Annotated in this window: 21 protein-coding genes; 11 read left to right on the top strand and 10 right to left on the bottom strand. The window is 41.1% G+C overall.

The window, feature by feature from the left end:
• Positions 1-64: 64 nt before the first annotated feature.
• From AACU33_RS07170 to kdpB, 4 genes are all read right to left on the bottom strand, one after another.
• Positions 65-1,798, bottom strand: a complete 1,734-nt coding sequence (locus tag AACU33_RS07170) for an ABC transporter permease (RefSeq protein ID WP_096587827.1) — start codon at positions 1,796-1,798, stop codon at positions 65-67.
• Between the two features lie 477 nt (positions 1,799-2,275).
• Positions 2,276-2,920 (bottom strand): K(+)-transporting ATPase subunit C, encoded by a 645-nt coding sequence (gene kdpC, locus AACU33_RS07165; RefSeq protein ID WP_096587826.1) that lies wholly within the window; start codon positions 2,918-2,920, stop codon positions 2,276-2,278.
• Positions 2,920-3,174, bottom strand: a complete 255-nt coding sequence (locus tag AACU33_RS07160) for a potassium-transporting ATPase subunit F (protein WP_339375823.1) — start codon at positions 3,172-3,174, stop codon at positions 2,920-2,922. Before AACU33_RS07160 ends, kdpC begins: the two co-directional genes overlap by 1 nt.
• A 19-nt stretch (positions 3,175-3,193) precedes the next feature.
• Positions 3,194-5,347, bottom strand: coding sequence for a potassium-transporting ATPase subunit KdpB (gene kdpB, locus AACU33_RS07155; RefSeq protein ID WP_096587825.1), 2,154 nt, complete (start codon positions 5,345-5,347; stop codon positions 3,194-3,196).
• Between the two features lie 222 nt (positions 5,348-5,569).
• On the opposite strand from kdpB, the gene AACU33_RS07150 reads away from it, so the two are divergent.
• A complete protein-coding gene (locus tag AACU33_RS07150; RefSeq protein WP_339375822.1) occupies positions 5,570-5,818 on the top strand; it encodes a hypothetical protein in 249 nt (82 codons plus the stop codon).
• On the opposite strand, the gene kdpA is transcribed toward AACU33_RS07150, so the two are convergent.
• Complete coding sequence (gene kdpA, locus AACU33_RS07145; RefSeq protein WP_096587823.1) at positions 5,801-7,543, bottom strand: potassium-transporting ATPase subunit KdpA; 1,743 nt, start codon at positions 7,541-7,543, stop codon at positions 5,801-5,803. The two genes, AACU33_RS07150 and kdpA, sit on opposite strands and share 18 nt — an antisense overlap.
• A 288-nt stretch (positions 7,544-7,831) precedes the next feature.
• On the opposite strand from kdpA, the gene AACU33_RS07140 reads away from it, so the two are divergent.
• The 5 genes from AACU33_RS07140 to AACU33_RS07120 all read left to right on the top strand — a co-directional run bounded on the left by AACU33_RS07140 (position 7,832) and on the right by AACU33_RS07120 (position 11,820).
• Positions 7,832-8,533, top strand: a complete 702-nt coding sequence (locus AACU33_RS07140) for a Uma2 family endonuclease (protein WP_096587821.1) — start codon at positions 7,832-7,834, stop codon at positions 8,531-8,533.
• Between the two features lie 55 nt (positions 8,534-8,588).
• A complete protein-coding gene (locus tag AACU33_RS07135; RefSeq protein WP_096595176.1) occupies positions 8,589-9,692 on the top strand; it encodes an ATP-binding protein in 1,104 nt (367 codons plus the stop codon).
• Between the two features lies 1 nt (position 9,693).
• Positions 9,694-10,389, top strand: a complete 696-nt coding sequence (locus AACU33_RS07130) for a response regulator transcription factor (protein WP_096587820.1) — start codon at positions 9,694-9,696, stop codon at positions 10,387-10,389.
• An 89-nt stretch (positions 10,390-10,478) separates the two neighbouring features.
• Complete coding sequence (locus AACU33_RS07125) at positions 10,479-11,147, top strand: SH3 domain-containing protein (protein ID WP_339375821.1); 669 nt, start codon at positions 10,479-10,481, stop codon at positions 11,145-11,147.
• Positions 11,148-11,199: 52 nt separating this feature from the next.
• A complete protein-coding gene (locus tag AACU33_RS07120) occupies positions 11,200-11,820 on the top strand; it encodes a DUF3859 domain-containing protein (RefSeq protein WP_096587818.1) in 621 nt (206 codons plus the stop codon).
• Between the two features lie 253 nt (positions 11,821-12,073).
• Here the strand turns inward: AACU33_RS07120 and AACU33_RS07115 are convergent, their stop codons facing one another.
• The gene (locus tag AACU33_RS07115) at positions 12,074-13,684 is read right to left on the bottom strand and encodes a hypothetical protein (RefSeq protein WP_096587816.1); all 1,611 of its coding nucleotides are present in this window, start codon (positions 13,682-13,684) and stop codon (positions 12,074-12,076) included.
• A gap of 1,008 nt (positions 13,685-14,692) precedes the next feature.
• On the opposite strand from AACU33_RS07115, the gene AACU33_RS07110 reads away from it, so the two are divergent.
• The 3 genes from AACU33_RS07110 to AACU33_RS07100 all read left to right on the top strand — a co-directional run bounded on the left by AACU33_RS07110 (position 14,693) and on the right by AACU33_RS07100 (position 17,480).
• Positions 14,693-15,841, top strand: coding sequence for a glycosyltransferase family 4 protein (locus AACU33_RS07110; protein WP_096587815.1), 1,149 nt, complete (start codon positions 14,693-14,695; stop codon positions 15,839-15,841).
• A gap of 222 nt (positions 15,842-16,063) precedes the next feature.
• Positions 16,064-16,699 carry a PIG-L deacetylase family protein gene (locus AACU33_RS07105; protein WP_339375820.1) on the top strand — a complete coding sequence of 212 codons (636 nt, stop codon included), beginning with the start codon at positions 16,064-16,066 and terminating at the stop codon, positions 16,697-16,699.
• Positions 16,700-16,814: 115 nt separating this feature from the next.
• A complete protein-coding gene (locus tag AACU33_RS07100) occupies positions 16,815-17,480 on the top strand; it encodes a class I SAM-dependent methyltransferase (protein WP_096587812.1) in 666 nt (221 codons plus the stop codon).
• 5 nt (positions 17,481-17,485) lie between these two features.
• Here the strand turns inward: AACU33_RS07100 and AACU33_RS07095 are convergent, their stop codons facing one another.
• The 4 genes from AACU33_RS07095 to AACU33_RS07080 form a co-directional block, all read right to left on the bottom strand.
• Complete coding sequence (locus AACU33_RS07095; RefSeq protein ID WP_339375819.1) at positions 17,486-18,724, bottom strand: acyl-CoA dehydrogenase family protein; 1,239 nt, start codon at positions 18,722-18,724, stop codon at positions 17,486-17,488.
• Positions 18,725-18,846: 122 nt separating this feature from the next.
• Positions 18,847-19,527, bottom strand: coding sequence for a Uma2 family endonuclease (locus AACU33_RS07090; protein WP_096587808.1), 681 nt, complete (start codon positions 19,525-19,527; stop codon positions 18,847-18,849).
• Between the two features lie 69 nt (positions 19,528-19,596).
• Positions 19,597-20,829 carry a DUF4336 domain-containing protein gene (locus tag AACU33_RS07085; protein WP_096587807.1) on the bottom strand — a complete coding sequence of 411 codons (1,233 nt, stop codon included), beginning with the start codon at positions 20,827-20,829 and terminating at the stop codon, positions 19,597-19,599.
• A gap of 314 nt (positions 20,830-21,143) precedes the next feature.
• A complete protein-coding gene (locus AACU33_RS07080; RefSeq protein ID WP_096587805.1) occupies positions 21,144-22,058 on the bottom strand; it encodes a hypothetical protein in 915 nt (304 codons plus the stop codon).
• 469 nt (positions 22,059-22,527) lie between these two features.
• Here AACU33_RS07080 and AACU33_RS07075 point away from each other — a divergent pair, with 469 nt between their 5' ends.
• Positions 22,528-23,046 carry a GNAT family N-acetyltransferase gene (locus tag AACU33_RS07075; RefSeq protein ID WP_096587803.1) on the top strand — a complete coding sequence of 173 codons (519 nt, stop codon included), beginning with the start codon at positions 22,528-22,530 and terminating at the stop codon, positions 23,044-23,046.
• A gap of 190 nt (positions 23,047-23,236) precedes the next feature.
• Positions 23,237-24,040 (top strand): SDR family NAD(P)-dependent oxidoreductase, encoded by an 804-nt coding sequence (locus AACU33_RS07070; protein ID WP_096587802.1) that lies wholly within the window; start codon positions 23,237-23,239, stop codon positions 24,038-24,040.
• Positions 24,041-24,115: the final 75 nt, after the last annotated feature.

Raw genomic sequence — 24,115 nt, 5'->3', positions numbered from 1 at the left:
ATAGCTCAAATGAGCTTTTGAATTAGGAATGCTAAATTACAAAACAAATCAGCTCGATTTGTTTCTATAAATGGTATTTGGTTTCTGCCAGGTGATACAACCTTCGCCAGAATAATCGATTTAAACCAACTACATACAGACTCATCATACCAATTCCCAAGGTGATGCGAGGCCAGTCACCTGCTGCGGTCGCTTCAGCAATATATGCTCCTAACCCGGTTGCTGTCAAAGTGGTTTGTCCCCAACTGACAATCTCAGACACAATGCTGGCGTTCCAGGCTCCGCCACTAGCCGTAACGCCACCTGTCACCCAAGAAGAGAAAATGCCCGGGATAATCAATTTACGCCATAGTTTCCAACCATGTAAACTTACATCTGCTGCCATTTCCCGCAAATCCGTAGGTATACTCATGGCTCCGGCGATGGAATTAAAAAGAATGTACCACTGTGCGCCTAGAGACATTAACAAGATGCTACCGAAATTGATACTGATGTTGGCATGAATGAAGAACAGGGTAGCAAAGGGAAAGATAAAGTTAGCGGGAAAGGATGCCAAAAATTGCACCACTGGCTGTAAGAGACGTGCTAGTTTGGGGTTAAAGCCGATCGCTACACCAATCGGTGTCCATATCAGTGATGCTGCTATCAATAGCACTAGCACGCGTCCCAAGGTCAGTAACCCTAGCCAAAATGCTTTGAATACTTCACCTAACCCGACTGCGATCAGAATAAAGTGCAATCCGGTGATTAAAAGTGCGCCAATGACTATTAATAAGACAAAATTGTAGAGGCGATCGCTCAATACCTGCTGATTTTCATCTACCTTATGGATTGGACTTGGTGGTGTCAATGATGATAGAAAACGGTTGATAACTTCACCTACTGGTGTGAATAGTTGAGCAATCAAACTAGGAAGTCGCGCCGCTTTGATTAAATCTAGTAGCCAAGACTCTGGTGCTTCTGCGGCTGCGCTTGTTTCTAAACGAAACTTATCTGCCCAAGCAATCAACGGTCGCCAGAATAGTTGATCTACCAATAAAATGATGACCACAATTACCAGTAATGCCCAGCCTAAAGCAGACAAGTTTTCTTTGGCAATGGCAGCTGCCACATAAGAACCAAGTCCCGGTAAAGTATACTTCTGGTTTAAGACACTGATCGCTTCACTTGCGGCGACAAAGAACCAGCCACCCCCAAAACTCATCATGGCATTCCACAGCAGCCCAATCATTGCGGAAGGTACTTCTAATTTTGTAAACCTTTGCCATGCTGATAGGTGGTAGAGCCTTGCTGCTTCATCAAGTTCTGGTGGTACTGTTCTCAGTGATTGGTAGAACGAAAAGGTCATATTCCAGACTTGGCTGGTAAAAATCGCAAAAATCGAAGCTGCTTCTAAACCCAATAAACTACCAGGAAACAGGGCAATAAACCCTGTGACTGTAATCGATAAAAAGCCCAAGACGGGAACTGACTGTAAAATATCCAAAAGGGGAATGAGAACTCGCTCTGCTCGCCGACTTTTGGCAGCAATGTAGCCATATATTAAAGTAAATAAAGTTGAGCAAAACAGGGCAATAAACATTCGTAGAGTTGAACGCCCTGCATAATATGGCAAATTAACTGGATCTAAGTTGACACTAGGTACAACGTCTGGAGGTACAAAGCTGATTAGCGTCCCTGCGCCTACACGGGCAATGAGTCCTACTAATACTAATGTACCGAGAATCAGAGCCACATCAGCTAAACCAAATGGTAAGCGTCGCAGAGCTTCTGGCGAGGGAAAAGTCCGCCTCAGCATGATATTAGCTTCCTTTTTTCTACAAGCAGCCTTGTTTGTTACACCAATATCACATTGTTTTGAGCTTCTACAAGGTATTGAGCCAGTATGTAGGTAACTAATACCAATTCAAAATTCAAAATTCAAAATTAAGAAAGCTATATGTAGCAAGGGTTTTTGAGTTTGGATCTGTTGCTGAATTTTGGAGAATTGGTATTAGCTAAAACACATCTAATTTGCATATTAAATTTAACCAAACTCTTGTGGGGTGGGCATCTTGCCTGCCCAGATCATACAACCTAAATACCCATTAGCTTAGGGCGGTGCATTTAAAGATAATTAGTTAGGGTTGTCCTTTGTTCTTCTTACAATCCACCAGAATGTTGATTTAAATTTGTAGCTTCTAGAGTAAATAGATGCAAATAACATCCAATTAAGGAAGTTAAAACAGATAAATTTCTGGAGTTTTTCGGGCGTAACCATCACAATTGATGTGATTTAACTGGCAGATTTTAAAGCATCTAAAGCGAGATTTAATTGCAAGACATTGACCCCTGGCTCACCAAAAATTCCCAGAAAACGACCATCAGTATTTTGATTAATTAAAGTTTCTAACTGTTGGGGTGGAATTTCTTGTGCTTTAGCGACACGGGCAATTTGTGCTTTAGCAGCTTCAGGGGTAATGTGGGGGTCAAGGCTGGAACCAGAGGTGTAGACTAAATCTGCGGTAGGTTGGACACCTGCTTTTTTCAAACGGTTGAGATCACCTTCAACCCGTTTGCTGGGATCGGGATCGTCTTTACCTTTGATGCGTTCTAGTAAGGCGGAATTACTGGGAGCAAGGTTACTAGCACCGGAAACTCCTGTTTGTAAGACTTTAGCATCATCTTTTTTGGGGTCGGCAGTGCTGTAGCTGGTGGTGCTGGGGCGAGAGTTAAAATAGCGATCGCTACTAAAGGGTTGTCCAATTAAGGCAGAACCGACAACTTGACCTTGGCTATCTTTGATTAAACTACCATTGGCTTGATAGGGAAATACAATCTGTCCCACAGCAATCATCATAAATGGATAGATAATTGCGCCAATAATCCAAAGTACAAAGGTAGAACGAATTGCTCTGCTGGCTTCTCTGGTAAAACTCATTAGAATTTCTCCGGTACAAACATCACAAAAAATAAATAGATAGAAAGACTCAGGGTTACTAGTCCTAACAATCCCAAAGCCCAGGCTTGTGTGCGAGAAAATTCCTCGCCTGTGGCTGCATACACAACAGGCGCAACCACCAGGTTGAAGCACATTCCCAGAAATATGGATAAGGGCAGTTTTTGTTTACGCCAGTCTGAGAATATTTCGGTAATATCTGCAATTATTTGGGTAGAGTTTTGGAGCGATTTCATAACAATTGGTAATTCGTAATTAAGACAAAGGTAAAATTACATCGATGAGTTTAATGGCGATGAAAGGTGCAATAATTCCGCCCACACCATAAATAAAAATGTTGCGTTTTAAGAGTTGATCGGCTGTGAGAGGGCGAAACTTCACGCCTTTGAGTGCGAGGGGAATGAGTACAGGGATAATTAAAGCGTTATAAATCAAAGCTGAGATAATTGCCGATTGGGCACTTTTTAACGCCATAATATTCAGTGCGCCAATACCAGCTGCTGCAAAGATAGTGGGGATAATGGCGAAGTATTTAGCAATATCGTTGGCGATAGAGAAAGTAGTTAACGCCCCACGGGTAATCAGCAATTGTTTACCAATAGTCACCAAATCAATTAACTTGGTGGGGTCAGAATCTAAGTCCACCATGTTTGCAGCTTCTTTGGCGGCTTGAGTCCCAGAGTTCATGGCTAACCCGACGTTAGCTTGCGCTAATGCAGGTGCATCGTTAGTACCATCTCCTGTCATTGCCACTAGCTTACCTTGAGACTGTTCGCCACGAATCACGCTAATCTTGTCTTCTGGTGTAGCTTCGGCAATGAAATCATCAACTCCGGCTTCTTGAGCAATTACACTAGCAGTAATGCGGTTATCACCTGTCAGCATGATAGTTTTCACACCCATGCGCCGCAGTTGGTCAAATCTTTCTTTTAAGCCGGGTTTGACGATATCTTTGAGATAAATTACGCCGAAAATTTGGTCATCTTGGCAGACTGCTAAGGGTGTACCACCTAAACGAGAAACTCGCTCATAAGCTGCATCGACATCATCAGGAATGCGACCACCACGGGAACGGACAAAGCCTTTAATGGCATCAACTGCACCTTTACGGACTTCCTTTTTGTTGGGTAAATTAGTCCCACTCATCCGGGTTTTGGCAGAAAATTCCACACCTTCGGCTTGTTTAGAGTCGAAATCCACCCTGACTCCCAAACCTTCGGCTAGTTTGACAATTGATCTGCCTTCGGGTGTTTCATCAAATACACTAGCAGTTAAAGCAACTCTGGCTACATCTTGAACTGTGTAACTATTTACAGGGATAAACTCATCAGCCATGCGGTTACCCAAGGTAATTGTCCCAGTTTTATCCAATACCAATGTGTTAATGTCACCGCAAGCTTCTACTGCGCGTCCAGAGGTGGCAATGACATTAAATTGGGCAACTCTATCCATCCCAGCAATCCCGATCGCACTGAGTAAACCACCGATAGTTGTGGGTATTAAAGCTACCAACAAGGAAATTAAGATGGCAACGCTAGCACCTGCACGTAAACTGTTGCTGGCTTCCGCCCCAAATACAGTACTGATAAAGTTAGCAATGTAGTTGACAAAGGGCGGCATGGTTGCCACGACAATTAAGAAGACTTGAGTAAGTACTGCTAACAATACTGTTAAGGCAATTTCGTTCGGAGTTTTTGTCCTTTCTGCCCCTTCCACGAGAGAAATCATCCGGTCAATAAAGCCCTGACCGGGATCGGCGGTGATGCGAATTGTTAATTCATCTGAAAGTAAGCGTGTACCTCCAGTTACAGAACTAGCAATATCTGTACCTGGTTGCTTGAGTACAGGTGCAGATTCCCCCGTAATTGCCGACTCATCCACCGAACCAATGCCTTGAATCACTTCGCCATCGGCAGGAATCATGTCATTAGCAATGACTTTCACTAAATCATTGCGGCGTAATTCTGTAGAATTAACTTGTTGAATCGTACCATCGGGAAGAACTTTCCGAGCGATCGTATCAGAACGTGTTGACCTTAAAGAATCTGCTTGGGCTTTACCTCTTCCTTCCGCAACAGCTTCCGCAAAGTTAGCAAACACCACTGTAAAAAACAGAATTAAGGTAATTAACCCATTTAACAAGCGTTGCTGATTGACATCTACCTGTAAAGTACCGAATAAACTGGGATTGAGAGTCACTAAGAAAGTAACAATTGTCCCCACCCACACCACAAACATCACTGGATTCTTGACAGCAATTCGGGGATGCAGCTTCACAAATGATTCTTTAATTGCCCTTTGATAAAGCCCCCGCATATCTGCTTTAGGCGTGTGTCTGCGCGAGTCACGTGTTCCCTGGGGAACACGAGGCGGGCGAGGTGAAGGAGATGAGTCTATATTAGTTGTCATAAATTATGAGAACTGAGGAGATAAAGAAGACAACAGGAGTAGAAAAGAAACTGGTAAAACAAACTGTGTGATAAATTTATGAGGTCTTTTGCTCCCTTGAGGCTGACAATTGAGCCTTTGAGCCTGACAATTGAGCCTTAGAACCTGAACGTTGAGCTTTTGAACCTGAACATTGAGCCTTTGAGCCTGAAAGTTGAGCCTTAGAACCTGAACGTTGAGCCTTTGAGCCTGACGATTGAGCCTTTGAGCCTGACAATTGAGCCTTTGAGCCTGACGATTGAGCCTTTGAGCCTGACAATTGAGCCTTTGAGCCTGACGATTGAGCCTTGGAACCTGAACGTTGCACCTTTAATGCGGAAATTTGCACCTTGGAACCTGAACGTTGCACCTTTGAGCCTGAAAGTTGCGGCTTTGATGTCGGAAGTTGCACTTTTAAAACCAATGCCCCATGCCCTATCCCCCATGCCCTAGATAAAAAGCTTCACCGATGGGGCCGAATGCTAAAACCGGAAAGAATGTCAGTGCGCCGAGGATTAAAATTACGCCTGCGGTTACGCCTGTAAATAGTCCGGTGTCAGTTCGTAATGTACCAACGTTGAAAGGAACTTGCTTTTTGCGGGACATACTATCTGCTAGCAACAGCAAACCGATAATGGGGATGTAGCGTCCGGCGAGAAGACTAAAGCAAGTACTCAGGTTCCACCACAAAGCAGTTGCGGTAGTTTTTGCACCAGCTGCGATCGCCAACGGTGAAGGTTGAGAATCTCCTAAACCTTCAAATCCCGAACCATTATTAGCTGCTGCGGAGGCATATTCGTAAATGACTTGGGCAAAACCGTGAAAACCGGGATTACTAATTCCTGCTAGTTGTTCAGGAAATGCTAAAGCTATACCTGCCGGAATCATAATGGCGATGGGATGAACTAAGAGAATTAAAAAACTCGCCAGTACCACTTCCCGCTTTTCGATTTTCCGTCCCAGAAATTCTGGTGTGCGTCCTACCATCAAACCTGTGGCAAATACTGCCAAAATCAAGTAGGCAAATAAGTAAGCTGTGCCTGTACCTTGTCCACCCCAAATAATTTGCAGAAACATATTCGACAGGGTGACAAAACCACCGTTAGGCATAAAGGAGTCATGCATACTGTTAACAGCACCAGTCATTGTCCCTGTTGTCACTGTGGCAAACAGCGCCGACTGTGCCCAACCAAACCGCACTTCTTTACCTTCTAGATTCGGTTGCGTACTTAAGAGCAGTGCATTGACTGCGGGATTACCGTTGTATTCTCCAATAGCATTAATAATTACAAATGCTATAAAGATTACAGCCACCATCCCATAAACTAACCAAGCTTGTTTGGTGTTGTTAGCAAACAAACCGTATGTATAAATCAGAGATGTGGGTATGGAAATCATCGCCACAATCTCAATTAGGTTAGAAAACCCGTTGGGATTTTCAAAGGGGTGTGCTGAGTTGATAGCAAAAAAGCCGCCGCCGTTTTCTCCTAATTGCTTGATGATTTCAAAATGAGCCACCGGGCCGCGTGCGATCGCCTGACTAATATTAGAATCTTCTAAAGTGGGGAATACAACTGGCCCTGCTAAGGTTTCGGGAACGCCAGCCGCCATCAGGGCAATACCACCCACAATACAAATAGGTAGCAAAATCCGCGTGATTGAGCGAATTAAGTCTACATAGAAATTGCCTAACGGTCTACCAGTTAACCCGCGAATAAAAGCAATTCCTACCGCCAACCCAGTCGCGGCTGAGGCGAACATATGATAGCCCAGTCCCCATATTTGGCTGGCATAGCTGAGGTAGGTTTCACCAGAGTAGTGTTGTTGGTTGGTGTTAGTAATAAAGGATATGGTTGTGTGGAGTGCTGTATCCCAAGTTGGCGCACCTATTGTAGTAGGGTTGAGGGGTAGCCATCCTTGACTCATGATGATGAAGAATATCAGCAACCCCATGACTACATTGCTGTACAGGATAGCTCTTGCATACTGCCAACCTGTCATATTTTCTTTAGTTGCAACGCCAACCAAAGAGTAAAGTACTTGTTCAACTGGGTTTAAAATTGGGTCGAGAAAAGTGCGCTGTTCTTGGTAGACACGCGCCATATATCTGCCAAAAAATGGAGTTATTGCTACTACAATTAGTAGCGTTAATGCTATCTGAATCCATCCTTGTAGCATGAGTTATACCAATTGATAAGTCAATTCGTAACTTGTAATACAAATTGTTAATTTACTTACATCATCAATTGGGTTAGAAATAAAAACAATATATATAAGATATAAAAACAGGCTTATTTTTGATGTGGGTAGCGTTTATTATTTCTATATCTAGCGTTTAGGGCGTTTATATAAGTATCTAAACAAAAATATTTACATTCATCTTTTTACTTCACTGCATTCGCTGCGGAAATTGTGTAATTACTTCCTTAAAATGAGATTAATAGTTAAATTGCTGTGGAGCAAAATATGATTACACGCCCTAACGCAATTAGCATTCCTCTCTCAACACTTCCACCTTTAGAAAATGGTGATAAACTCACTCGCGCTGAATTTGAGCGTCGTTATCATGCTATGCCTGAAGTGAAAAAAGCGGAACTGATTGAAGGAATTGTGTATATGGCATCTCCGTTACGTTTTAGAAGTCATGGGAAACCCCATGCTTATATAATCACTTGGTTGGGCTTATATGAATCTGCTACGCCTGGGGTAGAGTTGGGCGATAATGCCACTGTGCGCTTAGATGCAGATAATGAACCTCAACCAGATGCGTGTTTGCTCATTACTCATGGGGGACAGACGCGTGTTAGCGATGATGACTATATTGAAGGTGCGCCAGAGTTAATTGTGGAAATTGCAGCTAGTAGTGTTTCTTTAGATTTACACGACAAGTTAAAAGTATACCGTCGCAATCAAGTGCAAGAATATTTAGTTTGGCGAGTTTATGACGGTGAATTTGATTGGTTTAAGTTACAAGAAGGCGAATATATAAAGCTTACACCTAATGCTGATGGTGTGATTTGTTCCCAAATATTTCCGGGTTTATGGTTAGACAAAGCGGCATTATTAACCGGAAATTTAGCTAGAGTCTTAGAAGTTTTGCAGCAAGGTTTAACAAGTGCAGAACACCAGAGTTTTGTAGAAAATCTCAGAATAAAAGATGAATTATGAAGGATAGCTGACAAATACCCAATGCCCAATGCCCCATGCCCCATGCCCCATTCCAATGAAACTATTTTCAGCGAAATTACTATCTAATAACTCCCAAGTGAGCAGATTGACAGTCATATCAAGCCTGTTTGTTGCTGTCATGCTGATGGAGTTTTCTACACCAACTGAATATGTATTTGGCTATCTTTATACAGGGCCAATATTATTAACAAACTCATGGTTTGGGGGGATTGCAACCTTACAAGCAACCTTGATTGCTGTATGCTTAACGATTTTAAATCTTTGGTTACCAGAGGGTGGAGTTATCAAAGCATCCACAATTGCCAGTCGTGCGATCGCTTCAATGGCTTTGATCGTCACAGGTATTTTAAGCGATCGCCTGCGTCGTTCTCAAGATGCGATCGCCCTCACCCGTGCCAAATTAGAATCACAAGAGGAATTAGTCAAACTCCGAGAAGATTTCGCTTCGACACTTACCCATGATTTAAAAACACCATTGCTAGGTGCAATTGAAACTATCAAAGCCTTTCAACAAGAAAAATTTGGCCCGGTATTACCAACCCAGCAACAAGTCTTAGCAACAATGGCGCGCAGCCACAAAACTTCCCTACAACTTTTAGAAACTTTATTAGATATCTATCGCAACGATACTGAAGGCTTAAAGCTGGACTTAGCACCTGTAGATTTAACCAACTTAGCAGAGGATGCATCAAGTAGTTTAATTGAATTAGCTGCTAATCGTCGCGTTCATCTCTCAGTGAGTTATGGTGATTCTGATTGGCGACGTGCATTGTGGGTTCAAGGTGATGCACTGCAACTCCAAAGAGTTTTTAATAATCTTTTAGTGAACGCAATTAATCATTCCCGGCGGGGTGCAAGGGTGGAAGTAGTCTTAGAACCCCAAGCCTCTTACCAAGTGGTGAAGATTTTAGATACAGGTGCAGGAATACAGCTAGAAGAGTTTCCTTATTTATTTGAAAGATTTTACCAAGGACATAGCGATCGCCAAGCCAAAGGTTCGGGATTGGGGCTTTATCTATCTCGGCAAATTATTGAAGCTCACGGAGGTATAATTTGGGCAGAGAATAGAGTACCTACTGGTGCGATGTTTGCTTTCAAACTGCCTGTTTACCCATTTCAATCTGCTGTAACTGTGTGAAATGTCCTCTACCCCAATCAAAATTCTCCTTGTTGAGGACGATGAACTCTTTCGCTTGGGTTTGCGCGTGCGATTGCAACAAGAACCAGGGTTAGAGATTGTCGCTGAGGCTGAAGATGGTGAAACAGCTATCGAGGTAGTAAAGCAAACGCCTCTAGATGTGGTGTTGTTGGATGTAGGTTTACCAGGAATTGGCGGAATTGAAGCTTGTAGACAAATTAAGCAGGAAAATCCCTCGCTACCAATCCTAGTTTTGACTTCCCATTCGCAAAAGCCGCTAATTACGCGGTTGATTGACGCAGGCGCGCAAGGCTACTGTCTCAAAGGAATTGCTGCGGAAAAATTAGTTTTAGCATTGCGTTCTGTAGCGGCTGGTGCTTCTTGGTGGGATGCAACTGCAACCAAAGAAATTCGTTCTTCTCTTAGCTTAGAAGCTTCTCCACCTGAATTCGAGAATATTACCAAACTTGCCAATCCCCTAACTCAGCGCGAACACGAAATTCTCTCGCTGTTAGCAGCCGGAAAAACTAATCAAGAAATTGCTCATGCACTATATATTGCGCCGGGAACAGTGCGAGTTCATATCCATGCGATTTTACAGAAATTAGAAGTGAGCGATCGCACTCAAGCTGTAGTAGTCGCTTTACAAAAACGCTTGATTAAAACCATACCTGCACTGAAAAACGAGGATGAATAGATATAACCCATGTAGTGGAGTTATGTCTTCTCACAGCGATCGCTCAGGAGCTACAATCAGCAAATATTTAACAACATAGTTCAGTGTTAATGCTTAAACTCCTCAAATATCCTCCAAGTTTACAGTTTTCCTCAGTGTTAGCGCAGGTATTGATAGCTAGTACATTATGCTTGGGATCGTCGCTGACCGTGCAAGCAAATTCCGCCAATCCTAACGGTTCTCGCAACCAACCAGAACCAGGCTGGAGTTTGTGGCGACCTCAAGCGGAAGCTGGTAGTGCAGATTTTGATTCGGGTTTTTCTAATATGGAGTTGGGAGGATATTTAGATTTTGAGAATGCTTGTAAAACTGATACCAAAGCTAATACACCGATTGAGTATTGGTTTAGGTTGAGTAATTCAATTAATCGTATCGGTACAGGACAGGTAGAATCTGGCTGTTGGTCTGGAGGGCGTTTCTTGCATACTTACAGCAGCACTGCAATTAAAAAGAGTTTGAATAATGTGAACTGTCTGCGCGTTTATTCTAGTGGGACTAAAAAAGGCTTGCTAATTCGGTCAGAACCAAGGACAAATTCCAGACTGCTGGGAGTAGTCGCTAATGGGAGAACTGTCAGACCAGATAGCTTTCCCGCTTCAATTTTAGAAGTAGATGGTAGAAATTGGATAGCGATCGCCTCTCCGAAGCAAGGTTGGGTTTCTGATGGTAGCTTTGCCAGTTCTGGAAATCTCAGGTTATGCTCTGTGAAAAATCCCTAAGTTAATTTTGGCTCTCGATTAATTGAAGTTTTTTATAGGAGTTGTGTTAATTATGACAGAGCGACTCAATCAAGAGCAGTTATCACAAATCATTACTGAAGTACAAGGGCTACAAATACGTCAAGAAGCGGAACTCGACAAACAGCAAATTAGAGAAATTTTACAAGAATTGAATTTACCGCCAGAATTACTTGATGAAGCCATTATTCAGTTACGGCGACGACAAGCATTAAAAGTACAGCAACGCAGAAATCGCTGGATTATTTCTGGAGTAGTTGCTGCTTTTGTAGTTGCGATCGCATCTACGGTATTTTTCATCCAACAAAATAATTCTCTCATCTCTCGTGTTTCTACTCAGCAAGACCGCATTACTTTAGTTGCAGATAGCGGTAATCTCAATACTATCTCTCGGCAAGACAGCCAAGAAGTTTTTTACCGCGTGACTTTAAAGGATGCACCTGTGGGTAAAAAGCTGTCTCTATCTTGTAATTGGATTGATCCCAACGGTCAAATCGTCAAGCAAAATCGTTATCAAACTCGCGAGATTAATACATCTATTTGGGATACTCACTGTCGCTATACTATTGGTGCGACTGCGCCGGTTGGAAATTGGCAAGTGCAGATGTTTCTTGAAGGTCGGCAAATTAGCGATCAACGGTTTGAAGTGAAATAGTCATTTGTCATTTGTCATTGGTTTAGCTCGAACTTTTGTCTTGTTTTCTTCTGGGTTTTATTACCCTGATTGCTTGTTTGGTCAATGGTTTGTCAATCCATCTTCATCGTTGGAGTTCCTTTCCTCCTACTCCTATTGATGCTTTATTTGCATCAGATTTTTCGTGAAATGGTATAAGTGTCCTCCTCTGCGCTTCTGTGGTTTAATCAATTATTTTTGAACCGCAGACAACGCAGAGAAAAAACAGATTTTGTCAATAATTATTTTTCAGCAAACTGCTCAAGATATTAAAATTCTTGTCCAATCCGCCGACAATATCCATAATCTCGATCAAGTTTCGCGGTGGACGAGAAATTAGCGAATCTACAGCAATCAAACTTTGAAAATTCACCTGAATATCACCAGTACGCTCAGTTTTACCATCTTGTTGATAAAACTTCACCCCTGCCAGTTGCATAATTTTAATCACTTCCTGTGCAATAATTCCATAGCCAATCGTTGTTGGATGAATCCCATCTAAAGAAAATAAACCGCCTTGGGTACGACCATTTGGCCCGGAAAGAAAGAAGCGAGAATCAGGTACGGGTGTTAGCGCTTGCAATTCAGCAGGTAATGGGTAAGCACCGCCAACTTCGTCCCACCATTCTGGTTTCGCTTCCGGGTCTTGTAAATAACGCCGGGATGCTAACCTATCTAACAATCCCGCAGCGTCAAATAAATACCAATCTCTGCCCTCAGTACGAGCTTGACGCACGGCATCAGTTATATAGTCGTTATACTGGTCGATCGCACTATCAATTGCTCTCGCTTCCTGTCCGGTGAGGTTTGGGTGTTTGTTGGGGTCAAAATCCTTGTCTTCAATCCAGGGTAAGGTGTAGTAAGGGAAGTAGCGAGAACCTGGTGCTAGCTTTTGATCGACCCCACGGGCAAAAGGCACAATCGTAATGTGAGGTACTGTACCAAAAATTACATGACGAGCGCGGATGTTTTTGACTTCCGCAACTAAGCGATCGAGTTCTGCTTTAAAGTGAATCGGACGCCAAACAGTATACTTATCGTTGACATCCATATCGTCATAGCCTGTATCACTCCAGGCCACGTTAAAAGTGAGAATACTGCCCAAAGCGTTATTCGCACCAATTAACACAATTAGCGTTTCAATTCCTTCCATGTCTAACGTACCTTCTTCACCCAAAGCTGCGGCTGCTTGTACTGGCGAAAGTGCTGCACCATTAGCATCCCGTGCTGAGTTTAAAGCTCGAATAGCTGTCCTTTCGTTATGATACTCAACCATTAACCGCAGATAATCATCCTTTGGCGGATTATTCTTGAGAATATTGATGCAGATGTCTGCATTTCGCGAGATGGTATTGCGTAAATCCCATCCATAGACGGCTAGGTTGTGATTTATGCCTTGTTGAATGGGAAACAGCGAACCTTCTCCCCGTTCCCAATAGTTTTCATTGATATCTAAGAATTTGCGTATAAATAAGGCAGCACCAACAAACTCTAACGGGTTGATGTTAGGGCCAAACTTTTTGTCTAGTTCATGAGCCAAGCGTTCCACATTTAATGGCAATCCATCTTTTGGCCCCTGATAAGTAGGATAGCGTAGTTCCCCCCAACCCAATTCTTTGGCAATAATTGCTGGATATGAGAGTTGCGTATTAAATATAGCTCCACTTTGAAAACCCTGCGTGATTGAGTCGCCTACCGTTACCAGCCGATTTTTGGGAGTTCCCGTTTTGTTAACATTCACAGCAATACCCAAAGTTGGGTCTGTGACTGGTTTACGCGGTTGCACAGAGATAACCACATCCGGTGGGGTTTTGGGATCTAATATAGAACTCGATACATTTGTCATGATTGCCTACTGTATTAAGTAATGGGCTGAAGACAGAATACTTCTGTTAATCAAATTTGTTCAGTAGATATACATAAATCTCAACTACTATCTCCTACTTCTCGGCTAGCAAACTTCAAGTTACATCTTCTCCCCAAGTAGAGGCTGTAATGCTATTGTTCTATGGCACAGTTTTGGAACAGTTCGCGCACCACTTGGATTTCGCTTGTGTAGTAGCAAATTATATTCACCCAAAACTTTTAAAACTTGGATGCTTTTGAAGCGCATCTTCAAGCCCATAGGGAAAAATAATTAGCGATCGCCAACCTATACCTTACTACAATCGCTTTTATATCCGCACTCTTGGTGAAAATCGATTAGAGATAGCATTGGCACAGCAGATATAGGATAATTTGAGCTTCTCGATGTTTGCAAATCAAATAGGATTGCTACATCACGAATCATAGACTAAACTTGAATATTAACAGGTTTTCATAAGCATTTAAAAATATAAATAAAACCTATATTGTCTAGATAAGCAGGTTAGTCCATCAGAACCCCTACTTATTTAGCTAGAGGCCAATTGGAATTGGATAATTGCATTGTGTTTTTACTGACGTAATCAGAATACCTAGCTTTACATTATTGGCTATTTGTGAGAAAGTTTGTGTCAATAATGTGTCAACAATTTGACGATAATTTATCATTTTTCTACCACAACAAATTTACATCTTCAAGTGTTATGATGTAGTAAAAGTGATTCAGTTAAGAAGTTATCAAAGCATTTTGTAGCATTGATCTAAATAAATCACTGAAGCCATCAAATTTAACTGTTTTAGTAATCTGTAGATCTTTATCCAATTGGAATTAATATGAGCTGATGATTTAAGTGCAAACTGGCATAAATTCCAGATAGCCTTATCTCTGCATTTAAATTGTGGTTTTGACTTGCAACATCTCAAATAGAAATGAGGTTGGCATCTAAATAAAGTCCAAATTCTGCTAATTCCAAATTATGGAGTAGAAATCATGATGAAAATTTTGCATATAGGTGCAGAAGCTTCTCTTGAAGCAGTTTCTGGGGTAAACAATGTTATTTGGTCTATAGCTAAGATCCAATCCAGCTTGGGATTTCATGTTATGCTTTTAGTTGAGAATGAACCAAATAAAAATTTAGTATCTTCTGCTGAAAAATTAGGAATCAAGCTAATATGTATTCCAGCAAAAGTTTGGGGTTATAAACAAAAATATCTGAAGGATTTACTTGATAATATTCGACCAGATATTGTTCATATGCATTCAATCTTTATTCCTCAACAAGCCGATCTAGCTAGAAAGCTATTCAATAAAAAAATTCCATATGTCATAACTCCTCATGCAATGCTGTTTCCTCTACATCTTAAAAGAAACTTATTAAAAAAAATTATTTATTTTTTAATTCTCGAAAAACAGAGATTCACTCAGGCTGCGGCAATTACATTTATGACTCCCAGAGAAGGAAAAGTACTACGAGAGTTATTACCTAACTTCACAGGAGAACTACGTTTGATTACAAATCCAGTAGATACAGGAATTACAGAACAAGGTTGGAAAGGTAATTTAGAGCAAAAACGGCTCGTTTATCTAGGACGTTTTGACTTAATAGCTAAAGGGCTAGATAACCTAATAAAAATTGCTCGTTACTTATCAACAGATATAGAAGTACATTTATATGGGGAAGCTCCAAATAGGAAATTAGCTAGAAATATCAAAAAAATTGGACTAGAACTTCCAGCAAATGTCTACTTGCATCCTCCAGTTTTTGGCAAAGAAAAAGCTCAGGTACTCTCTGAAGCTAGTTGTTATATTCAAACTTCTCGTAGTGAAGTATTTGGACTTTCTATCGCCAATGCTATGCATATTGGATTACCCTGTGCTATAGCAAATACACTTAACATCGCTGATGTGTTTAAGGAGCAAAATCTTGGTCTTGTATTGCCATCTAATCCTCAAGAAGCAGCACATTACCTCACAGAGATTCTACAACAGCCCGATCTGCTATGGCATTGGTCAAAACGAGCACAGTCTTATGCTCAAGAACATTTTCAGCCCTACAGAGTAGCTTCACAATATCTCACCCTTTATAAAGATGTACTTCAATCTCAAAACCAAATCTTAAGATTGGCAGAAATAACTTAATAAAGTTTATTTCTGCCCTCTAAATAAATCGCTAGTAATTATGTATTTAATAGATCAATCATGATGGATGTTAAAATCTTTTTACAAAACTCAAAAACTATAATTCAAAGAATAGTTCCTAAATCATGGATTGAGCAGACTCAATATATTCACTCTAGTTTACTAATTCAGTGGATTTTACATAATAGAAATAAGTTACTAACATTGAGCCAGAAATCAGCGATGGTGTTTTCTCCACACCAAGATGATGAAACATTTGGCTGTGGTGGAATGATTGCTCTCAAACGAAAACATGGAGTATCAGTAGTTGTAGTTTTTCTAACAGATGGTCATCTATCAGGCAATTTAGAGACTAACTCTCAAAATCAACTCATCACCGTTCGCAAACAAGAGGCAGTTCAAGCATTAGCGATTTTGGGAGTAGAGCCATCAGAAGTTTATTTTTTAGATCGGCCAGATGGACAATTATCTCACTTAGTAACTCAGAATAAACAACAAACAATTCAACAGATAGATAAACTGTTGAAAAAATATCAACCACAAGAAGTTTATGTACCCCACCACAAAGATTGCCATAGAGATCATGAAGCAACTTATCAATTAGTTAAAGCAGCAATTAACCGAGTAGAAATGAAAGCAGAAATGCTACAGTATCCGATTTGGTTATTCTGGAAAGCACCAATATTTATTATGCTAAATTTGCAGGATATAGCGGCAGCTTGGTTTATTTCAATTTCATCTGTGCAGGAAACAAAAATCAAGGCAATCTCCTCATATCGTTCTCAAATTAATACTCTCAATAAAGGTTTTATTCAGCAATTTATAGGAAAATACGAAATATATTTTAGATCTGAGTAATCCAAAGCAATATAAACTATAAATTTAATCTCTTTGTAAAAAGCACCTGCTCTTAAAGTCTCACGAAGATGAATTCATCTTTTTGTTAGTACTAATTCAAAATGGAGAGTAAATTATGAAACTGACAATTCAAACAAAATCTTGGTTTGGCTCAAACTCTATATTTTATAAAGTTTTTAAGGAATTTCAACATTGGGTTTATATTATCCTCAAAACATGGGTGCCTGGATTAGTGCCACAGTTAAGGTATAATTTTCCCGATCGCATTGTCATGGAGGATATAATCTTACCTTATTTTGCATCTCGAAGTGAGTTTCAAAAAATTCTATTTGTGGGTTGCGATTGGTATACCAAACATTATCAAAGGTACTTTAAAAGCAAAGAATATTGGACTATCGAAATCGATAAAAAACAAAGTAAATATGGTTCTAAAAATCATATTACTGATGGGATACAAAACTTAGGTAAATATATTGATAATGACTATTTTGATTTGATTGTTTTTAATGGAGTATTTGGCTGGGGAGTCAATACTAGAGAAGATACAGAAACATCATTCCAGCAGAGTTTTCAATGTTTACGAGAAGAGGGTATTTTAGTTTTTGGCTGGAATGATATTCCATCTGGTAAACCTTTTCCTGTGCTTGAAGAGTGCCAGAATTTGCAAAAATTAGAGCCATATTTTTTCCCGCCTTTATCTACTGCACAATATCTCACACCCGAAACTGCAATGAGGCACACATTTAATTTCTATATCAAGCCAGTAACTACTTTTAAATAGCAAGTTTAATTCACGCCCAAGGATTGTTTTCCCAAAGACAAACAAATTGCATCATTTTGTGGGGTATGGATGCGGCTACAAAGAACATCACGATAGTGCCTTTCTAAAGGGTTATGGCGCGATAAACCTGGATTACCAATAAGTTCTAGCCCTTTTTCGACAGCGCGAATGGCGTTAGTTGTGGTGAGATATTTCACGGTTTGCGCTTCTAAACCCACGTTGCTGTCATACTCGGCGCGATCGATATCGTTGGCTAAACTATAAATTAAGCGATCGCTTGCATATATCAAAGCTTCAATTTCACCTATAGCTGTTTGAAACCGGGGTAGAGTTGCTAAACTAGCTCCTAAATTAGTAGGCGATCGCTCATTTAAATAATTTACCAGCCAATCTCGTGCGGCTTTGGCTACTCCTTGATACAATGCACTCAACCACAAGCTATTACCAGCTAATTGCAGCGGATCGGGTGATGACCAAGCTTTCACTGGGCGCACATCCAAAGCATACTCCTCAGGAATCAAGACATTTTCTAAAATCAAATCGTGGCTACCAGTTGCCCGCATTCCCATGTGATCCCAGGTTTCTTCAATGCAGACACCAGGAACATTCCGAGGTACAAGAAAATTACCTACTCGCGGTTCCGCTTCTGTGGTTTGCGCCCAAACAATGAAGTAACGCAAAATCGGGCTGCCTGTAGTGTATATTTTACGACCATTTAACAGCCAACCCTTAGCCGTATATTGGGCAGTAGTTGCAGGTAGTCCACCCCTAGCTGGCGTACCTAATTCTGGTTCCACACGCGCAGCATTCAACAAGGCAATACCTTCCAGCGACTCGCGACACAACTGTTCGTAAATCGCCGGATTCCACTGACGCGTACGGGCAGCATTGGCGTGTTGCAGATAGTGCATTGTCAAGACTAAGGCAGTCGCAGCATCCCCACTGGCGATGGTTTCAATCACGCGACTGACAGCAGCATATCCTAAACCTTGTCCGCCAAACTCTTGCGGAACGGTAAGATTTAATAGTTGCGCTTGTTGGAGAGCAGTAAAATTTTCAAAAGGGAAAGAACCATCGCGATCGCAAGCTGCGGCGCGAGTCGAAAAGTCAGCAGCTAAGACAGCGACACGCTGAAATAAATCTGCGGTAGGTGTCACTGGATAGGCATTAACTTTTACCATATTTACTTCTTGGGTATCAGCAAAGGATGGTTGGACAGAGATACAGAATATCTGAGAACTCAAAACTTTAGTAAATAGTTCTCACAATTAGTAATCTAAGTATGAGAAAAATGTTTGATATTGAAGAGTTTATCATTCCTGTGTATGGGAATGTTGATAAGTGAAAAAATCCGGGCGATCGCTAGCTAAATTGTCTCTGGGTCAATATTTAATTCTCGCAATTTTGCTGCCAATCTTTCGGCGCGTTGAGTTTCTTGTTCTGCGACTTCTTCTGGTGTTGGGACTAGTTGACCTGAAGGAGTAAAAAATCGCAACAATCCCTCATGAATACCCAAATATAAATTTAGCTGTTGACTCCATAAATGCCCTTGAGGATTTGGTTCTAGCGTTTGGTATTTACCATCTACTAAATGAAAGCCTACAAATTCTAAAGTATCTGGATCGAACCAAAAATAATCAGGAGTGCGAAAGGTATCTTGGTAAATTTGTTTTTTTAAATTTTTGTCTGTATTAGCAGTTTTTGGTGAAAGAATCTCGACAATTACATGAGGATATTTGCCATCTTCTTGCCAAACTACCCAACTTTTACGAGTTTTGCGTTCAGTTCCTAGCACAACAAAAAAATCCGGGCCGCGAAAGTCCTCTGATTTGCGTTGGTTTGGGCTGTAATAGATAGTCAAATTTGCAGCCGTGTAGAAATCTTGCCTATCTCGCCACAACCATTTAAGGCATTTGAGTAGTAGTAATATTTGCTCTAAATGCAGTTCAGTTTCCAAGGGAGGCTCATCGCTATATAAATCACCTGGGGGAAAGATAACATCTTCTGGGATGTCATGAAGAGTGCTGAGGTCTTGAGCAATAGACATGGCAAGGGTTAGGCTAACAGCTATGTGTCTAGTGTAGTTGGAATTGCCAGTTAAGGGATTTGATGAAACCTACACCTTATCCTTCGCTGGCGGTACAATCCCAAACTTGTTGAGACTGCGATCGATTTCTTTGAGTACTTTGAAATCACCCTGTGGTAAAGGATAGGCACTACTGTTAAATAAGCCTGCACTCACAGCTGGTTGCTGTTCTAGGAAAGAAAATGCTTGGCGAAACTGATATGGTTCAGCTTTAATTGGCGAGTCAAAGTGGCAAGGAATAATCCACTGGAAGTCCCAACTAGCTACTTTATTAGCCCAATCAATAGTTTCTTTGGGCGCGCGGTTGAGAATCAGAGTTTGTAATATCGGTGCTACAAATAAACGTCCATTACCGCGTAATGCATCAAATGAACGCTGCCAATCTGGTTGCCATTTGAAGGGGTACAATCCAAAATAAGCTTTTCTAGAACGTTCTGGTGCTTGAATGGCATCCCGCAATAATTGACCTAATCCAATCACCTCCAGCACGCTGGGCTGAAAGTAGAAAGCAAATAGCGCGATGCGTTGCCATCCTTTACGCCGATTTGCCTGAGTATCGGCAACGATTTCGCCAGCATTTTCCTTGGCATGGAATAGTAAAGGATATGGGTCTAATTGAACGATCGCAGGCGGTTCTTCTGGTACAGAAATTACTGAGTCTGTGACTAACAGTGTATGCGATCGCTTGTGGAAGAATGCAACTTCAGCAAATTTCCCCGGGCCTAAGTCAATGGGGCCGAGGATTGCATAATCAAATTCATCAGCAAAAGGTGTTTTGTTACTTTCTTGTGGAAGTATTTGCGTCCTGCTAGCAGGTAAACCCAGCCAGCTGAGTGGCAAATTCAAGGGAAAACTCCACTGGCTAGGCGCAACATAAACCTGTGCTTTGGGAAAATATCTAGCAAAGGGGCCGACGAAGATTTTATGTTCTAATCCAGAGATAGTGGGCAGAATAATGTACTTAACTTCACCGTGTTCTGCAACCAACTCATTGACTAACCGGATACATTCTTTGGTTGGTGCTACAGGGGCGTAAACCAGCAGGCCCCCTGCATCAAGTTTTATAATGGTCATCCGAATGGGCACGACAACATAGAAGATGCCCTGCATTTGGTCAAAAGTCCAGATTGTATCCTTAACTACCTCTTTGCGGATTGTTCGCCGTCTGCCGTATGGGTAGAGTGGCAAAGTAAACCAGAAGAACCATGAAAAGTCCCTCGGATCGATTTGTTCTATGTTACCTGCACGTTCCTCTTGAGTCACTTGGCAACCCCTCCGCTTCGCCAATACTTTATTTGCTCTCCAAAAGTTGGAGTTTAGCAAATTGTCAACTCAATAACTTAGCTTAAATCTAAATTCTCTTCTCTGACAGATAAAAATCAAGAGAGTAGGGAGCAGGGGGAAAGAATTAGAGATTCATCATATGTATCAGGTATTTCGTAAAATGGTATGACACGTGTAGGTTTTGACAACAATCCTATAAAAACCGATACCAACATCGTCTTAAATAATGCAGCTAATGCAAAAAGCCTGTGTAGACAGGCTTTTCGTCTTTATCGTAGACACCCTACTACGATCTAATTAGTTCCTTCGATTAATTTGGGTGCTTTAATGGTGGAACCATATAGCTCGACAAATCTTTTAAACAGCAACATTGTTTGATGATTTGAAGCTAAATTGATGTTGAATAAACGCTCAATATTCTTCTCACCGAGATTGCGTAAATAAGGTAAATCTTCAAACAGAGTTAAACAAGAGGCAAAGTGCAAGAGTATTTGCAGGATTGGTTTAGGCCAGTCTAGGTCGCTGTAGATTTCTATAAATAGTTGATGCTCCCTTTGATTTAATGGTAATGCATAAAACATTACAGTTATTCTTTTGCCATTGTATACAGGAATACTGAGTTCAACTGTATAGGGAGTATGCAAGATTAAATCTACCTCAACAATCGGTTGTCGCCAAATTCTTAGAGCGTTCACTGGCGACTCTAACATCGTTTGAAATTTGATGATGCCACCGATGGCTGTAGGCTGAAAAGAGCTAATATTAATTACCCGCAAATTATTCAGACTAAATTTGTGAATCGTTTCTAAATGTTTTAAATTCAACAAATGATAAATTTGGCACAAGTACGGAAAAGGTAAAATATATTCCTGGCTGATCATGTGCCGCCTTTTCAACTCAAACCTTTTGTCTTGATTTGGACATAGATAGGCATCAATATTATCGATTTCTTTTTCAGGTCTTAAATACAGCCAACTCAAAAAGAAGAATGAGGCTGTAAATAGCTGAAATACTTCTAAGCTAGATAAATAGCCATCGGCAAAGGCTGCAACGCTTCTATCGGTGATGCCAAAGAGCCAAGATGGAATCCCAACTAACCAAATACCATTTTTTAGTTTGGTTATAAAAAGAGCAAGTTCTATCTCTAAAGATTGAGTAACATTTTTGGCAGCTTCATCACTATCTTTTTGAGTGAGATTCGTAGACATAGTAATTTAAGGATTAGCCAAAGCTAATTTTAGTAGTTAATATCTTTAAATTACTTTGATCCTAACTATGTTTAATGCCATCAACCTCTACCTTTAGCTGTAAATGCAAGTTTTAGGAGAAGCAATGAAGAACAAAAGCAATATATATTTAAAAAGAATAAAAAGTAATTTTAACTACCGTTTGCACTCGATTATTTTGTAATAAAATTAACAATAATAACCAAATCTATCAAACAGAATAAGCATACATAATTAGACCAAACTATTTTTATCTAAAACTCACAAAATTATCTGTTGCTTGAGGAGGAGTGCAAAGGAATTAGTAAGTCATTAATTATATTTAAAGTTGACGCTAAGAGAGCCATCGCAAAGCGAATACAAGTATTTCCACCTCAGCCTATAGAATTGCTGGCGCTAACGCTGTATTATTTGTAAATATTTTCGTAAGCATTCCTTACAGACAGTAGCAATGATTATCCGCCATGCGACTGAAGTTGATTTACCTACGATTGTGGACATATACAATTCTGCAATTCCTTGCCGCATGGCCAGCGCTGATTTAGCGCCAGTGTCTATAGAAAGCCGCTTAAATTGGTTTCGAGGGCGATCGCCTTCACAAAGACCGCTGTGGGTGGTAGAAGTAGAAGGTGTAGTTGCTGGCTGGTTGAGTTTTCAATCTTTTTATGGGCGACCAGCCTACAGTAAAACTGCCGAAATTAGCATTTACATTTCCCCAAACTTTCAACGATGTGGTTTAGGAAGAAAACTCCTAGGACAAGCAATTCAGCAAAGTCCGAGTTTGGGTTTAAAAACTTTAATCGGTTTTATTTTTGCCCATAATCAACCCAGTTTAAAGTTGTTTGAAACATTCGGCTTTCAACCTTGGGGACATTTGCCCAACATCGCCGAACTTGACGGTGTTGAACGCGACTTAGTAATTATGGGGCTGCGAATTGGGGATGAGAAGTTTACAATCCAGCAAAATTAAAGCACTGAACCATTGAAAGTAAGCTGAAAGACACACAAGCCATACTTCTGTAGAAAGACGCACTCACCTAGCTGCCTCCCTAGCATTGTAAGGGTTGAGGAGTCACAGTCCAGATACATGGTGTGACTCTATGGCAAAAGCCAGCTATGGCACACAAGCGTGAAGCAATCATACAGGAGTTTGGATAGTTATGAATAGTTCTTCAACCCGATCGCTAGCTGTGGTGACAGGTGCTTCTAATGGCATTGGCTACGAACTTGCTAAACAGTTTGCCCAAAATGGCTTCGATCTTCTGATTACATCAACGGGGCCGAGTATTAATGAAGCGGCTCAAGCTTTGGCAGAATTGGGCGCGAAAGTTGAGACAGTACAAGCGGATCTTGCTACGTATGAAGGGGTTGAGTCACTTTACCATAAGATTAAAGAAACTCAGCGACCAGTAGATGCGATCGCAATTAACGCTGGGGTAGGTGTTGGTGGTGATTTTGCTCGTGAGACTAACCTCAAGGACGAGCTAAATTTAATTAACCTGAATGTCGTATCGTCAGTTCATCTCGCCAAACGAGTGCTGAAAGACATGGTAGAACTTGGTAAGGGACGAATTCTCTTTACCTCTTCAATTGCTGCTATTATGCCCGGGCCATTTGAGGCAGTCTACGCAGCTTCTAAAGCTTTTATCCAATCCTTCTCAGAAGCGTTACGCAACGAGTTAAAGGATACAGATATTACCGTTACAGCACTGATGCCAGGGCCGACCGATACCAACTTTTTCCACCGTGCGGGTATGGACGATACTAAAGTAGGTGCGAATCAAAAGGACGATCCGGCGCTGGTTGCCAAACAGGGTTTTGAGGCATTGATGGCTGACAAGGATAGTGTAATTGCCGGGTCGCTGAAAACTAAGATTCAAGGAACTGTGAGTACAGTATTACCTGATACTGTTAATGCCGAACAGCACCGTAAGCTTAGTGAGCCAGGTTCAGCGCACAAATAAACACAATAATACCAATTTGAAAAAAGAATGCGATAGAGGGTAGGGGCACAACATTGTTGTGCCCTTACGAATTAT

The organism is Calothrix sp. NIES-2098, assembly GCF_963875125.1.
In the GTDB taxonomy this organism is placed as follows: domain Bacteria; phylum Cyanobacteriota; class Cyanobacteriia; order Cyanobacteriales; family Nostocaceae; genus Aulosira.
The sequence above is the reverse complement of the archived record's forward strand: the minus strand, read 5'-3'. Positions and strand labels throughout refer to the sequence as shown.

What these genes read in the sequence shown, in the direction of transcription:
- AACU33_RS07170 (WP_096587827.1), bottom strand. Translation starts at nt 1,798, where the DNA reads ATGCTGAGGCGGACTTTTCCCTCGCCAGAAGCTCTGCGACGCTTACCA.
- kdpC (WP_096587826.1), bottom strand. Translation starts at nt 2,920, where the DNA reads ATGAGTTTTACCAGAGAAGCCAGCAGAGCAATTCGTTCTACCTTTGTA.
- AACU33_RS07160 (WP_339375823.1), bottom strand. Translation starts at nt 3,174, where the DNA reads ATGAAATCGCTCCAAAACTCTACCCAAATAATTGCAGATATTACCGAA.
- kdpB (WP_096587825.1), bottom strand. Translation starts at nt 5,347, where the DNA reads ATGACAACTAATATAGACTCATCTCCTTCACCTCGCCCGCCTCGTGTT.
- kdpA (WP_096587823.1), bottom strand. Translation starts at nt 7,543, where the DNA reads ATGCTACAAGGATGGATTCAGATAGCATTAACGCTACTAATTGTAGTA.
- AACU33_RS07140 (WP_096587821.1), top strand. Translation starts at nt 7,832, where the DNA reads ATGATTACACGCCCTAACGCAATTAGCATTCCTCTCTCAACACTTCCA.
- AACU33_RS07135 (WP_096595176.1), top strand. Translation starts at nt 8,589, where the DNA reads ATGAAACTATTTTCAGCGAAATTACTATCTAATAACTCCCAAGTGAGC.
- AACU33_RS07130 (WP_096587820.1), top strand. Translation starts at nt 9,694, where the DNA reads ATGTCCTCTACCCCAATCAAAATTCTCCTTGTTGAGGACGATGAACTC.
- AACU33_RS07125 (WP_339375821.1), top strand. Translation starts at nt 10,479, where the DNA reads ATGCTTAAACTCCTCAAATATCCTCCAAGTTTACAGTTTTCCTCAGTG.
- AACU33_RS07120 (WP_096587818.1), top strand. Translation starts at nt 11,200, where the DNA reads ATGACAGAGCGACTCAATCAAGAGCAGTTATCACAAATCATTACTGAA.
- AACU33_RS07115 (WP_096587816.1), bottom strand. Translation starts at nt 13,684, where the DNA reads ATGACAAATGTATCGAGTTCTATATTAGATCCCAAAACCCCACCGGAT.
- AACU33_RS07110 (WP_096587815.1), top strand. Translation starts at nt 14,693, where the DNA reads ATGATGAAAATTTTGCATATAGGTGCAGAAGCTTCTCTTGAAGCAGTT.
- AACU33_RS07105 (WP_339375820.1), top strand. Translation starts at nt 16,064, where the DNA reads ATGGTGTTTTCTCCACACCAAGATGATGAAACATTTGGCTGTGGTGGA.
- AACU33_RS07100 (WP_096587812.1), top strand. Translation starts at nt 16,815, where the DNA reads ATGAAACTGACAATTCAAACAAAATCTTGGTTTGGCTCAAACTCTATA.
- AACU33_RS07090 (WP_096587808.1), bottom strand. Translation starts at nt 19,527, where the DNA reads ATGTCTATTGCTCAAGACCTCAGCACTCTTCATGACATCCCAGAAGAT.
- AACU33_RS07080 (WP_096587805.1), bottom strand. Translation starts at nt 22,058, where the DNA reads ATGTCTACGAATCTCACTCAAAAAGATAGTGATGAAGCTGCCAAAAAT.
- AACU33_RS07075 (WP_096587803.1), top strand. Translation starts at nt 22,528, where the DNA reads ATGATTATCCGCCATGCGACTGAAGTTGATTTACCTACGATTGTGGAC.
- AACU33_RS07070 (WP_096587802.1), top strand. Translation starts at nt 23,237, where the DNA reads ATGAATAGTTCTTCAACCCGATCGCTAGCTGTGGTGACAGGTGCTTCT.